This window comes from Peribacillus suis (genome assembly GCF_059384845.1).
The window spans coordinates 1,454,315-1,468,165 of record NZ_CM182019.1; the positions used below are offsets into that span (position 1 = coordinate 1,454,315).

Sequence of the window (13,851 nt, forward strand, 5' to 3'; positions counted from 1 at the left end):
GGGAAAATGACGGAAAAAGAACAGCAGTTTAATGAAGCAGGGACTATGATTGAGAGAGTTAAGCAGGAAATCTCCCGTTTTATAGTTGGGCAGGAAGACGTGATCGATCAAGTTTTATGGAGCATTTTTGCAGGTGGCCACGTATTGCTTGAAGGCTTGCCGGGACTTGGGAAGACGATGCTCGTTCGGACGATTTCGGAATGCCTGGATTTAGAGTTTTCTAGAATCCAGTTTACACCAGATCTGATGCCTTCCGATATTACGGGAACCATGTTATTGCAACCTGGAGAGGACGGAAGGCAGCAGTTTACCTTCCATGAGGGGCCTCTTTTTTCTCATATCGTCTTAGCTGATGAAATCAATCGGGCGACGCCGAAGACACAGAGTTCGCTTTTAGAGGCAATGGGGGAGAGAACTGTAACAGTCATGGGGGAAACGAAACAGCTTGATCAGCCCTTCTTTGTGCTTGCAACCCAGAATCCAATCGATATGGAGGGGACGTATCCATTGCCCGAAGCCCAGATGGACCGGTTTATCTGTAAGATTCTTGTCCGTTATCCATCAAAGCAGGAATTAAAGCAGATTGCCCTTCGAACGACAGGCAGGGAAACCATTTCTATTGAAAAAGCTGCCTCCATCAAGGATGTTTTGTTACTGCAGCAACTAGTAAAGGAGGTCCTTATTTCAGAAGAGATGCTGGATTACGCGGTTTTGATTATTTCGAGTACTCATCCAAATGTGGAGGAATCGCCGGAACTTGTCCGGCAATACGTTCAATTCGGAAGCGGACCTCGTGGGTTGCAAAGTTTGATCAAAATGGCAAAGGCAAGGGCTTTATTTGCCGGGCGTTATCATGTTTCTGCCGGTGACTTGAAGCAAACGGCCTATCCTGTGCTGAGGCATCGGATTATACTCAACTTTGAAGCGGAAGCAAACGGGGTTCTCATAGATTCCATTATTTCTGAAGTCGTTGAGTCGGCGTATAAATTAGGAAATGGAACACCGGTTTGATGGTAGCTTATGCTTTTTTAGAAAGGCTACAGAAAAAGAGATTGCTCGTGAAAACGAGGAAGCGTGGGATGCATAAAGGTTCGAGACGGTCGAGTGCGTTTGGTTCTTCGCTTGAGTTCTCCGATTTTCGGGCCTATCAACCGGGAGACGATGTCCGGCAAATCGATTGGAATGTATTTGGCCGAACCCAGAAGCATTATATAAAAAGGTTCCTCGATGAACAGGAGTTATCTGTGGCCGTTTACCTGGATATGTCTTCTTCGATGCGAGCTCTCCCGGGAAAATGGGAACAGGCGCGAAAGCTCGCCGCTTCATTGAGCTTTGTTGTCCTTGCAAGCGAAGACCGTCTGAATTTTGTTCCCGTCGGTAATCAAGGAGCCCATCCTATTCGACGTAAAGGAGCGGTTCACCGTAAAAGGGTTTTTCGAGAGATAGCTGGATTGGAAGATACGGAGAGAAGCGGGGAGTTTTATGAGCAACTTGGCAAAGTGATGGTGAGGAATCAGCAACTTGCGATTATCATCTCGGATGGTCTTGAGCCCATCGAAAAGGTGGAGGCGACTTTAAGAAAGCTACGCTCGGCAAGACAAGAAGTCTGGTTCATTCAACTGCTGGGGAAAGAGGAACTTCAACCTATGTATGATGGGGACCTGAAGTTTGTGGATAGTGAAATGGAAACAGCGGTCAATGTTAGCCTTAATCCGACCCTCATCGACAACTATCGAAGGCGTCTAGCACACCATAACGAGCAGCTTGAAGCTATCTGTGAAAGTCTTGGCAGCCGCTATATGCTCATATCTGCTGAAAAGGATATACAAACGATTTTATTTCACGACTTTCCACGCCACGGGCTAATGAATTGAGGTGAAGATATGCATATTTCAAACCCACTCTTTTTTCTATTGACCATTTTTATCGGAGCCGTCATTCTGTTTTATTTTTTCCGGAAGCAATATGAGAAAACGACGATTTCGTCCAATTTATTATGGGAGCAGGTGCTGAATGAATGGCAGGTTTCTCCATGGCTTCATAAATTACAGCATAATCTCTTATTCTGGCTTCAACTTCTCGTACTTCTCCTCCTCATGTTCGCGTTGGTTCGACCCTTTTGGTTTCAAAAGGGCATTCCGGGCGACCACCTAATCCTAATTGTCGACACATCGGCTTCGATGAGTGCAAAAGAAGGGGAGCTCACCCGGTTTGAAAAAGCCAAGCAAGAAGTGGGGGAGATGCTTCAAGCGGTGGATGATCAAGAAGTGACAATCATAGATGCTGGTCAAAAGCCTGTGATACTTGCCAATCACGAAACAAACCGGGCTGAGTTAAAAAAACAAATAAATGAAATGGAGCTAACATACAGTCATGAGCATGTTGATAAGGCATTGAAACTGGCAGACTCGCTAGCGGCTGGAAAAGAATCGGTCATTCATTTATACTCCGATGCGGTTGTGGAGGAGGACCTTAGGGGATTATCGGAAGACATTCCCATTGGTGTACATAATTTCAGCAGCCTGACTGGCAATCTCTCCTTGCTTTCATTTGGCACGGCAAGCTCTGAAGGAGGCATTACTGGGGTGGCGGTCATTGAAAATCAAACGAAGCAGGATGAAACGGTGAAATTTCAAGTAACGAATGGAAAAGATGTTCTATTCACAAAAAGGATAATGGTGAAAGCAAGCAGCGAGAAAATAATTGATATACCGGTTCTGAAAGAAAAACCGTATTATACGGCCTCCATCATTGTGGATGATGACTATTCAGCGGACAATGAAATGACGGCCATCCAAACGGCCGTATATGAGAAAGTCTATGCAGTGGGGGATGTGAATCCATTTTTGATTAATGGGCTCGAAACGATTGGCCTTGATATCATCCAGCTTGAGGATAAAGAAAAAGTCGAAATGGATGGAATCGTGATTGCCGAAGGAGTGGACTTAGAGGAACTTGGATCGTACCCGCTTCTTTTTATCAATGCCACTGAAAAAGGAAAACAAAAACTGACAGGTCAACCAAAGGGAACGGGTGACCCACTCATGGACTACGTAAATATGGACAAAGTGTATATTAAATCGTCATCCCCTCCGATCAGCAATCAATGGCATCATGTTACTACAAGTGAGGGTATACCGCTCATTCAAAAAGGTACGCACCAAGGACAGCCGATCATTGCCCTGAACTTCTCCGTTGCGGACAGCGATTGGCCGTTACAACCTGGATTTCCTATATTTTTATATAATTCCTATCAATGGCTGACCCAACAGTCGAACTTTCTAGGTTACTATCAGCCTGGTGAAGAAAAGTGGTTGAATCTTGGAACGGAAACGGGAAAATTGGCTATATTTACAGAGTCCGGAACGAATCTCTTTACCATTGATTTGCAAAAGGAGGGCTTTCGAGCGCCAAATAAGCCCGGTATATACGAAGCAATGGCGGGAGAACAGGCATTTTACTTTTCGGTTTTATTGGACGAAAGGGAAAAAAGAGTCGATTCAGCTCCGTCGTTCAAGATGAATATGAAATCATCAGAGTTGAAAGAAGGGGGAAGCGATACAAAACAGGATATCTTATGGTACTGGCTGGCTTGTATGGTCCTTCTGCTACTAATGGCCGAATGGGAGGTATATCGACGTGGGCATTGATGTTACTTATCCCCTGGTTTTTTTATTGCTGCTTCCCTGTGCAGCGCTTATTTATATGTATGTGATAAAATCACGTAATCAAACGAAGCATGTAGAGACGGTCGTTGTGGCCATATTGCGGTCATGTATTTTTTTTCTCATTGTATTGGCACTGAGCGTTCCGCAATTGCTACAACCTATCAAGGGATCGATGGTTGTTTTTTTAGTCGATCGTTCTGCAAGTGTCAAAGACTCTGACACAAAGTCGCTGGCTTGGATTGAGAAAAGTGTTGAAACCATGGGTAGAGACGACTCCTTTGCGGTGGCAGCCTTTGGGGGCAGTGCCGTTGCTGAGCAGGCGTTGTCGACAAAACATACACCCATAAGCCAATTTAGCGGTGAAGTGGAAGAAGAGGCAAGTCAATTGGATTCAGGCATTCAATTTGCTTCCTCGCTCATTCCGAGCTATTCAAGTGGGAGAATCGTCCTTTTTTCGGATGGTAATGAAACGTCGGGAAGCAGTGTGGAGGAGGCCAAACTACTTGCAAATAAAAATATTGAGCTCGACATCGTGCCACTAATCGAATCGATTGGCAAAGATGTCGCCCTGAAGAATGTAACGATTCCCCCATCTATCTATCAAGGCGAAAAAACGGAGATTTCATTGGAGGTCTTTAGCAATACAGCGAAAAAAGCGACTGTCCGCATTTCACTGAATGATCAGGAAATCATCAAAAAGGCAGTGAGTGTAAAAGAAGGGACTAATTTATTCTCTGTTTCTCATACAGCCGAGAAAACTGGACTACAAGTATATAAGGCCGAAATCATCGCTGAAAATGATACATTTGCGGAAAATAACCAATTGCAGGCAATCACGAATGTAAAAGGCACACCAAAAGTATTGATTGTCGAAGGTGAGTCAACAGGACGGCTTGAAAATATTTTGAACGGCAGCGGGCTAATTGTCGAATCGACGATACCGGAAAAACTGCCGACCACTTTATCCGGTTTTTTACAATACCAATCGATTGTGTTTAATAATGTTCCTGCCACCTCAGTCTCGGAAATTCAAATGAAAATGATAGAGCGGTCCGTTAAGGATTTCGGTAATGGGTTCGTGATGACCGGCGGAGAAAATAGTTTCGGGCTCGGCGGGTATTTCAAGACACCAATTGAGAGATTACTTCCAGTAGATATGGACATCAAAGGAAAAAAAGAGATGCCATCTCTTGGACTGATGATTGTTCTCGACCGATCAGGCAGTATGGATGGAAACAAGCTATCATTGGCAAAGGAAGCGGCTGCCCGCTCTGTTGAACTTTTGCGTGAAAAGGATACGTTTGGATTCATTGCCTTCGATGACCGACCATGGGAAATCATCGAAGCAGCCCCACTTAAGGATAAGGAAAAAGTCGTGGAGAAGATTCGTACACTGTCTTCAGGTGGCGGTACTGAAATCTTCAGCTCGCTTGAAATGGCCTATGATAAGTTAAGGGATGAAAGGTTGCAGCGGAAGCACATTATTTTGTTGACCGATGGACAGTCAAACGCTTCAAGTAATTATGAAGACTTGATTGAAGAAGGAAAGGAAGAGAACATAACCCTCTCTACCGTTTCAATTGGAAATGATGCCGATAAGAACCTACTTGAGGACTTGGCCGACTTTGGTGCGGGGCGCTATTACGATGTCACGGATGCTTCCGTTATTCCGAGCATTTTATCGAGGGAAACCGTCATGGCGAGCCGCACTTACATTGAGGATACCCCATTTTATCCATCTATCAAGGACAATCCGGAATGGAACGGATTGTTTAAGGATGGCGTACCTAAGATGAATGCCTACATCGCGACAACTGCAAAGCAGCGTGCATTACAGTCGCTGATCAGTGAAAAAGAGGATCCCGTCCTTGCCGAGTGGCAATATGGAATGGGAACGACGGCAGCTTTCACTTCGGACATTAGTGGGAAATGGTCAGGCGATTGGCCTGCTTGGGGAAAGTGGGGGACATTTCTCAATCAATTGATCACAAACACGCTGCCCAAGTTCGAAAGTGAGCCGTATATGCTCACACAGGATAATGGTGGGGAGGAAACGGTCATCAACCTTGAATCGTCCACACAAAATCACTTTCCTGTATCGGCAAATGTAGTGTCTGAAAAAGGTGAGGAAGTAGACGTCAATACGAAACTCATCGCGCCGGGAAAATACGAAGTCATCATGCCTAAGCAATCAGGGATGTATTTTCTCAGCATAAAACAAGATACCAAGGGTGGAAGTACGAATCTATATCAAACAGGTTTCACCGTGCCCTATTCAGAGGAATACCTGCAACAAGGCCTAAACAAAGCGCTTATTAAGGAATTATTGGCTGTTTCGGGTGGTCAGGAGTTGAAGGATGAATCTGAGGCATTCCGGCCATTGCAAAATACGTCAAGGCAAGAACAAAGTATTAGTTCTTGGCTGCTTTTATCGGCATTCTTGCTCTTATTTTGCGAAATTGCGGTCCGAAGGTTTGGTTGGCACAGAGTTTCGCGTATCTTTACGGGAAGTCGTGAAAAATCAGAAACCACTTCATCTAGGCAAAACGAAAGAGTCGCAAAACTGAAAAAGGTAAAACAAAAAGTTGGTAAGGAAGAAGCATTAAAGAAGCAGCCTGTAGAAATCGAGCAAAAAAAGGAGCAGGTAAAATCAGTGCCAGCTCGCCACCACAAGAAGGAACCTGTAAATAAACTATCGGAATCGGAACGTGAAGAGCAGATGAAGCGCCTGATTGAAGCGAGAAAACGAAAAAAATAATGATTTTTATCTTGTGGTAAGGAGTTTAGCTTGACATGAAATAATCGACACTATACAATATAAACTTGTAAAGGGTTTTCACTTAACAGCAGGGAGGCTTGCTAACATGCTTGAAAAGACAACGCGGATTAATTATTTGTATGACTTTTACCAATCGTTGTTAACGGAAAAGCAGCAGAGCTATATGGCCCTCTACTATCTGGATGATTACTCTCTTGGAGAGATTGCCAATGAATACGAAGTCAGTAGGCAGGCAGTCTATGATAATATAAAAAGAACAGAAGCAATGCTCGAAGAATATGAAGCGAAGCTATTGTTATTTCAAAAATTTCAAGAGCGTAACCAATGGATTGCGAATGTGAAGGATCTTTTAGAGAAGGAATCCTTTTCTAAAGAAAAGTTGCTTGACGCAATTACAGCGCTTGAGAAGTTAGATTAGGAGGCGGCAATATGGCATTTGAAGGATTGGCCGACCGACTGCAGAACACGATGCAAAAAATCCGTGGAAAAGGGAAGGTCAACGAAGCAGACGTTAAAGAAATGATGCGTGAAGTTCGTTTGGCCCTGCTTGAAGCGGATGTTAACTTTAAAGTCGTGAAGGAATTTGTGAAGCGTGTAAGTGAGCGTTCGGTAGGTCAGGAAGTGCTAAAAAGCTTAACCCCCGGTCAACAGGTAATTAAAGTAGTTAAGGAAGAATTGACTCAGCTGATGGGCGGCGAACAGAGTAAGATTGCCGTTGCCTCCAAACCACCGACTGTCATTATGATGGTAGGTCTTCAAGGGGCAGGTAAAACGACGACTACCGGAAAGCTGGCAAATCTTCTTAGAAAAAAATACAACCGTAAGCCATTGTTGGTTGCGGCTGATATTTACCGTCCGGCGGCGATTAAGCAGCTTGAAACACTTGGCAAACAATTAAGCATGCCTGTTTTTTCCCTAGGTGATCAGGTCAGTCCTGTAGAAATTGCGAAACAGGCGATTGAAAAGGCGAAGGAAGAACATCATGATTATGTGTTGATTGATACCGCAGGTCGCCTCCATGTTGATGAAAATCTGATGGGCGAACTGAAAGATATCAAGGAATTGACCAAACCGGATGAAATCTTCCTAGTTGTCGATGCGATGACAGGTCAGGATGCTGTCAATGTGGCTCAAAGTTTCAATGAACAGCTCGGTCTAACTGGAGTCGTATTAACGAAGCTAGATGGGGATACTCGTGGTGGTGCGGCACTTTCTATTCGTTCCGTTACGGACACGCCGATTAAATTTGTCGGTATGGGCGAAAAATTGGATGCACTTGAAGCATTCCATCCAGAAAGGATGGCTTCAAGAATCCTTGGTATGGGCGATGTATTGACCCTTATCGAAAAAGCACAAGCCAATGTTGATGAAGAAAAAGCGAAAGAATTAGAGAAAAAGATGCGTACCGCTACTTTTACCTTTGATGATTTCCTTGAACAGCTTGGTCAAGTGCGCAATATGGGACCGCTTGATGATATTTTGAAGATGATTCCTGGTGCGAATAAAATGAAAGGGATGGATAACCTTCAGATCGATGAGAAACAGATTGGTCATGTTGAGGCTATCATCCGTTCAATGACGACGCAAGAGAAAGAACATCCAGAAACCATGAATGCATCCCGCAAGAAACGGATTGCCAAAGGGAGCGGAAGATCGATCCAAGAAGTGAACCGTCTACTGAAGCAATTTGAAGAAATGAAAAAGATGATGAAACAAGTTACAAGCATGCAAAAAGGAAAGAAAAAGGGATTTAAATTCCCGTTCATGTAAGTTTTTTTCATGGGAAATGAGCATAAAAATAGGCTGAAACCGCCTATTTAAACACTTTTTTCACCTGTTAAGAAAAAAACCTTTACAAACATACAAGACATTTGATATTATACTATCTTGTGTGAAACTATTCGGAGGTGCTTATTTAAAATGGCAGTAAAAATTCGCTTAAAACGTATGGGAGCAAAAAAATCTCCTTTCTATCGTATTGTAGTTGCAGATTCTCGTTCACCACGTGACGGACGTTACATCGAAGTAGTGGGAACTTATAACCCGGTGACTCAACCAGCTAAAGTTGACATCAATGAAGAGCTTGCTCTTAAATGGTTACAAGATGGAGCTAAACCATCTGATACAGTTCGCAACTTATTCTCAACTCAAGGCATCATGGAAAAATTCCATGTTGCAAAAAACAGCAAGTAATCGACGCTAGTTGATGAAATCTTTAATTGAAACGATTGTTTCAGCACTTGTGGATCATCCGGAAGAGGTTATTGTAACTTCGAAGGAAGAAGCCGACCGGGTTGTTTATGTCCTCTCCGTTCATAAAGAAGACATGGGCAAGGTCATCGGTAAACAAGGGCGTGTTGCTAAGGCGATTCGAACTGTGGTATATGCAGCAGGATCTTCACAGCAGAAGAAAATCTATTTGGAGATTTCCGAATAAGGAGGGCTAATCCCCTCCTTTTTTTGTACTTCAAGAAAAGTTCAATCCCGGGTCTACTTACAATTTCATGGATTCGGGGTCTAATTTTCATTCTTTTGAGACACATCTTTCACCGTTTTACGTTATACTTAAGAGAATGACCCTCATTTTTTCAAAAGATTACCCTATCATACATATTTTTTGAACGAAATAAGAAATCATAGATAATAGGAGGCGCTGGAATGAAAATTCTCCAAAACGTAATCGTTAACCAAGTATTAACGGAATCCAGCAAGAATCAGCTCCTCGATAAGTACAAATCAAAACGACTACAACTTCAAAAGGAAAGTGAACAGCTTCGTTTTGAACTGAAAAAACTTGAAAAGACCCGTAACCTTCAGCCCGCCAGCCTTCGTTCTCATTTTGAAAAAGAAATTAACCAAAGGCAGGAAAAAATCAAACTGCTTGAATTTCAAATGGAACAGTTGGAAATCCTTCCTATTGGAAGCGAACTGAAGGAACGGGAAGTCCAAAGCATTATTGATGTAGAAATCGGGGAAGATTGGGACGATCTTATGACAACGAAGACAATTGTCATTAAAGATGGAATTGTCTCGGAAATTCGTTAGAGGTGAAAGAATGGAAAACTGGTTTAATGTAGGTAAAATCGTCAATACGCACGGTCTTCTAGGAGAAGTCCGTGTTATTTCATCAACAGATTTCCCGGAGAAGCGGTACAAAGTTGGCAATACGCTGTATTTGTTCAGGGAAACAGAGAAAAAACCATTGCCGCTTACAATCAGGTCACACCGGACTCATAAAAACTTTAATCTATTGACGTTTGAAAACTATTATAACGTCGGTCAGGTAGAAGCTTTCCGCAACGGGATTTTGAGAATAAAGGAATCACAGCTTGGCAAACTGGATGAGGGGGAATTTTTCTTCCACGAGATCATCGGCTGTAAGGTCTTCACGGATGAAGAAGAGGAAATAGGAGAAATCGTAGAGGTATTGACTCCAGGTGCCAATGATGTTTGGGTCATTAAAAGGACGGCAGGTAAGGATGTTCTAATACCGTATATCGATCAGATTGTAAAAGAGGTCGACATCTCGGAGAAAAAGGTTATCATCACGCCGATGGAAGGACTATTGGACTGATGAAAATCGATGTACTTTCTCTTTTTCCAGAAATGTTCGAAGGAGTGCTTGGTTCGTCTATGTTAAAAAAGGCGGCGGAAAAGCAGGCTGTCAGCTATCGAGTGACCAATTTCCGCGATTACGCAGATAATAAACATTCAACTGTTGATGATTACCCATATGGCGGTGGGGCAGGCATGGTGTTGAAGGCACAGCCCATTTTTGATGCTGTAGAAGCGATCAAAGGCCAAGGTGACCTAAAACCTAGGGTAGTACTCCTTTGCCCGCAGGGGGAGCGCTACACGCAGAAAAAAGCAGAGGAACTTGCAAAGGAAGAACATCTCATTTTCGTATGCGGCCATTATGAAGGATATGATGAGCGTATCAGGGAGCATATCGTCACAGATGAGATATCAATAGGCGACTATGTACTTACAGGTGGAGAATTGGGGGCCATGGTCATTATAGATAGTGTTGTCCGCTTGTTGCCGGGTGTTCTTGGAAATGTTGATTCCCCGATTCTTGATTCCTATTCTTCTGGTTTATTAGAGCACCCTCATTACACTAGACCTGCAGATTTCCGGGGCATGAAAGTCCCGGATCCACTCATATCCGGAAATCATAAAAAAATAGATGAGTGGCGGATGAAAGAATCATTACGGAGAACATGGCAGAGACGACCTGATTTGCTTGAAAGCTATGAACTTTCCGATCTTGAGAAAAAATTGCTGTCAGAGATTCAAAAAGAAGAATGATCGCTATTGCATCAATGCATATTGTATGGTAGGATAGACCTTGTGACTTGGGCAAAAGTCCGGTCTTATATCGATGTTCCGCTGCAAAACAATTCAGTATTTGCAAGAGCGTCCAGGAGGAGTTGGAATTCATGCAAAATCTTATTAACGAAATTACAAAAGAACAACTTCGCACAGATCTTCCATCATTCAGACCTGGTGACACAGTACGTGTACACGTTAAGGTTATTGAAGGAACTCGCGAACGTATTCAGTTGTTTGAAGGCGTTGTAATCAAACGTCGTGGCGGCGGAGTTAGTGAAACTTTCACAGTACGTAAGATTTCTTACGGCGTTGGAGTAGAACGTGCTTTCCCTGTTCACACACCAAAAATTGCGAAATTAGAAGTTATCCGTCACGGTAAAGTCCGTCGTGCGAAACTTTATTACCTACGCGAACTTCGTGGTAAAAAAGCACGTATTAAAGAAATTCGTCGTTAATTCTTCGAATCTCTCTATGCGGGTTTACCATGATTCACATAAGGTGCGAAACCAAATCGTATACAAAAAAAGGAGCCTGTTTAACAGGCTCCTTTTTTTATCGATTAAACCATCCGGAAAAGAAGTGAGAGGGTCCTAAACCTGCTCGCTATAGCGTCCGTAACATGTTAAAATGATTAGATGATATGCTTTTCTAAAAGGGTGGTAAGGATGGCGAAAAAGAAAAATGAATTGTGGGAATGGATAAAGGCAGCCCTAATTGCGGTCATTTTAGTAACGCTTATTCGTTATTTCCTTTTGGCCCCAATCTATGTGGACGGCTTTTCCATGATGCCGACTTTGAAGGATACAGACCGTATGCTCGTTAATAAATTCTCTTATTCAGTGGGTGAACCAAAAAGATTCGACATCATCGTCTTTAAAGCGCCGGAAGGCAAGGATTACGTTAAACGGGTCATCGGTCTTCCCGGTGAAAAGGTGGAATATAAAGATGATATACTTTATGTGGATGGAAAAGCATATGGCGAACCATATTTGGATGAATATAAAAAGCAATTGATTGATGGTGGACCATTGACCGAGCCTTTTACATTAAGTGATATCATTGAACAAGAAACGGTGCCTGAAGGACATTTATTTGTTTTGGGAGATAATCGTCGCTTCAGCAAGGACAGCCGCCATATCGGGGTTGTTTCGTACCGGGAAGTGTTAGGCAAAACTAAATTAGTTTACTGGCCAATCAAAGACTTTCGATTGGTGGAATAGTAGAAAGGTGGATTCCATTGACAATACAGTGGTTCCCTGGCCATATGGCCAAAGCGAGACGGGAAGTAACAGAAAAATTAAAACTGGTGGACATCATATTTGAACTTGTGGATGCACGTATCCCGGCATCTTCACGGAATCCGATGATAGATGAGATTATCCAGCATAAACCAAGGCTTATCTTGTTGAATAAAGCCGATATGGCTGATCCGGTAAAAACCAATCAGTGGCTTGATTATTATAAATCACAAGGTAAAACGGCAATTGCTATTAACTCACAGGCGGGAAATGGTCTGCATCAGATTACGACGACTTCTAAAATGCTCTTGAAAGAGAAGTATGATCGGATGGAGTCAAGAGGAATCAAGCCGCGTGCGATTCGTGCGATGATCGTCGGGATTCCGAATGTCGGGAAATCGACGCTGATCAATCGGCTTGCTAGGAAGAACATTGCCAAAACGGGCAACACGCCTGGTGTGACGAAGGCCCAGCAATGGATAAAGTTCGGTAAGGAACTCGAACTTTTAGATACACCGGGGATTCTGTGGCCTAAATTCGAGGATCAGGAAGTCGGTTTAAGACTGGCCTTGACAGGAGCAATCAAGGATACGATTTTAAACTTGCACGAAGTCTCTCTCTATGGTCTTCGCTTCTTGGAAAAAGAATATCCAGATCGGTTGAAATCAAGATATAATCTTGATGTTATCCCACAAGAAACGCTGGAACTTTTCGATGCAGTTGGGAAGTTCAGAGGATGTATAGCCTCTGGAGGGTATATCGATTACGATAAGACCGCAGAACTGGTCGTTCGTGAGATCCGTTCTGAAAAGATGGGCCCGCTCACATTCGAGCTACCGCCTAAAGAGGATCAAGAAAACACGCCCGACTAACCTCTGTCTGGGCCAAGCTGTACAAGAGAATAAACACGGAGCGGGACTTTAGGCATCGAAGGTTGTTTTAACCTAAATGATGTCTCTTTTCCGCTCCGTATTTTTGATGGAACTATAGGAATGTAACATTTCTGCCGATACTTATAATGATGGGTGATAAAAATGAAAACAGCCATGAATATTAACGAAATTTCTTCAAGATTAAAATCCATAAGTAATCCGGAAGATCCTTTTTTGCAAGAATGCCGGGAGGATGCTCGCAAGGGAGTCGCCGATTTAATCGGCAAATGGAACAAATCCTACGAAAAAGCTCAACAAATCAGGGATACCTTCTTAAAAATGTCAGAGTTTGAGCGAGAGCTGCGCCAACAAGGGTTTTCGGTTCTTGCCGGTATAGATGAAGTAGGAAGAGGGCCCTTGGCTGGTCCGGTAGTGACAAGTGCGGTTATTTTACCAGATACTTTCTATTTGCCTGGGCTAAATGATTCGAAAAAAATTTCCGAGTCAAAAAGGGAACAATTTTATGAGGCGATTCATAAAGAGGCTATATCAATTGGGATAGGCATTGTACATAGCGAAGAAATCGACGAAATCAATATCTATCAGGCTACGAAAAAGGCCATGATGGCAGCGGTGAACAATCTTTCGGAATTGCCGGATCATTTATTGATTGATGCAATGGAACTGGATATGCCCATTCCTCAGCTCTCGCTAATAAAAGGAGATGCTAGAAGTATTACCATATCTGCGGCTTCAATCGTCGCTAAAGTGACACGTGACAGAATGATGAAGGAATATGGGGTAAAGTACCCGGAGTATGGATTTGAAAAGCATATGGGCTATGGTACGAGCCAACACCTCGAAGCTCTCGATAAGCATGGGCTTACACCATGGCACAGAAGAAGTTTCGCACCTGTAAAGGAAATTGCGGCAAGGAAATAAGGATTAAAGGAGGATGAGGG

15 protein-coding genes are annotated in these 13,851 nt (G+C 43.2%); all 15 read left to right on the top strand.

Going from position 1 to position 13,851, the window contains the following annotated elements:
• Positions 1-6 precede the first annotated feature (6 nt).
• The 15 genes from AC503W_RS07205 to rnhB all read left to right on the top strand — a co-directional run bounded on the left by AC503W_RS07205 (position 7) and on the right by rnhB (position 13,831).
• Positions 7-1,011 carry an AAA family ATPase gene (locus tag AC503W_RS07205; RefSeq protein ID WP_494916559.1) on the top strand — a complete coding sequence of 335 codons (1,005 nt, stop codon included), beginning with the start codon at positions 7-9 and terminating at the stop codon, positions 1,009-1,011.
• Positions 1,012-1,079: 68 nt separating this feature from the next.
• A complete protein-coding gene (locus tag AC503W_RS07210) occupies positions 1,080-1,874 on the top strand; it encodes a DUF58 domain-containing protein (protein ID WP_494916562.1) in 795 nt (264 codons plus the stop codon).
• Positions 1,875-1,883: 9 nt separating this feature from the next.
• Positions 1,884-3,650 (top strand): vWA domain-containing protein, encoded by a 1,767-nt coding sequence (locus AC503W_RS07215; RefSeq protein ID WP_494916564.1) that lies wholly within the window; start codon positions 1,884-1,886, stop codon positions 3,648-3,650.
• The gene (locus AC503W_RS07220) at positions 3,640-6,426 is read left to right on the top strand and encodes a VWA domain-containing protein (protein WP_494916566.1); all 2,787 of its coding nucleotides are present in this window, start codon (positions 3,640-3,642) and stop codon (positions 6,424-6,426) included. Before AC503W_RS07215 ends, AC503W_RS07220 begins: the two co-directional genes overlap by 11 nt.
• Before the next feature lie 106 nt (positions 6,427-6,532).
• On the top strand, positions 6,533-6,865 hold the full coding sequence (locus AC503W_RS07225) for a putative DNA-binding protein (RefSeq protein ID WP_402868284.1): 333 nt from the start codon (positions 6,533-6,535) through the stop codon (positions 6,863-6,865).
• A gap of 11 nt (positions 6,866-6,876) precedes the next feature.
• Complete coding sequence (gene ffh / locus AC503W_RS07230) at positions 6,877-8,217, top strand: signal recognition particle protein (protein WP_402868286.1); 1,341 nt, start codon at positions 6,877-6,879, stop codon at positions 8,215-8,217.
• Between the two features lie 150 nt (positions 8,218-8,367).
• A complete protein-coding gene (rpsP, locus tag AC503W_RS07235) occupies positions 8,368-8,640 on the top strand; it encodes a 30S ribosomal protein S16 (protein WP_053345299.1) in 273 nt (90 codons plus the stop codon).
• A gap of 13 nt (positions 8,641-8,653) precedes the next feature.
• Positions 8,654-8,884, top strand: coding sequence for a KH domain-containing protein (locus tag AC503W_RS07240; RefSeq protein WP_402868288.1), 231 nt, complete (start codon positions 8,654-8,656; stop codon positions 8,882-8,884).
• A gap of 221 nt (positions 8,885-9,105) precedes the next feature.
• Positions 9,106-9,492: a YlqD family protein gene (locus tag AC503W_RS07245; protein ID WP_402868290.1), complete on the top strand. Its 387-nt coding sequence runs from the start codon at positions 9,106-9,108 to the stop codon at positions 9,490-9,492.
• A 10-nt stretch (positions 9,493-9,502) separates the two neighbouring features.
• The gene (gene rimM, locus AC503W_RS07250; RefSeq protein ID WP_402868292.1) at positions 9,503-10,021 is read left to right on the top strand and encodes a ribosome maturation factor RimM; all 519 of its coding nucleotides are present in this window, start codon (positions 9,503-9,505) and stop codon (positions 10,019-10,021) included.
• Positions 10,021-10,755, top strand: a complete 735-nt coding sequence (trmD, locus tag AC503W_RS07255) for a tRNA (guanosine(37)-N1)-methyltransferase TrmD (protein WP_402868294.1) — start codon at positions 10,021-10,023, stop codon at positions 10,753-10,755. Before rimM ends, trmD begins: the two co-directional genes overlap by 1 nt.
• A gap of 131 nt (positions 10,756-10,886) precedes the next feature.
• The gene (gene rplS / locus AC503W_RS07260; RefSeq protein WP_402868296.1) at positions 10,887-11,234 is read left to right on the top strand and encodes a 50S ribosomal protein L19; all 348 of its coding nucleotides are present in this window, start codon (positions 10,887-10,889) and stop codon (positions 11,232-11,234) included.
• A 210-nt stretch (positions 11,235-11,444) separates the two neighbouring features.
• Positions 11,445-11,999 (top strand): signal peptidase I, encoded by a 555-nt coding sequence (gene lepB / locus AC503W_RS07265; RefSeq protein WP_402868298.1) that lies wholly within the window; start codon positions 11,445-11,447, stop codon positions 11,997-11,999.
• Between the two features lie 17 nt (positions 12,000-12,016).
• Positions 12,017-12,889, top strand: a complete 873-nt coding sequence (ylqF, locus tag AC503W_RS07270) for a ribosome biogenesis GTPase YlqF (RefSeq protein ID WP_402868300.1) — start codon at positions 12,017-12,019, stop codon at positions 12,887-12,889.
• Between the two features lie 174 nt (positions 12,890-13,063).
• On the top strand, positions 13,064-13,831 hold the full coding sequence (gene rnhB / locus AC503W_RS07275; RefSeq protein WP_494917293.1) for a ribonuclease HII: 768 nt from the start codon (positions 13,064-13,066) through the stop codon (positions 13,829-13,831).
• Positions 13,832-13,851: the final 20 nt, after the last annotated feature.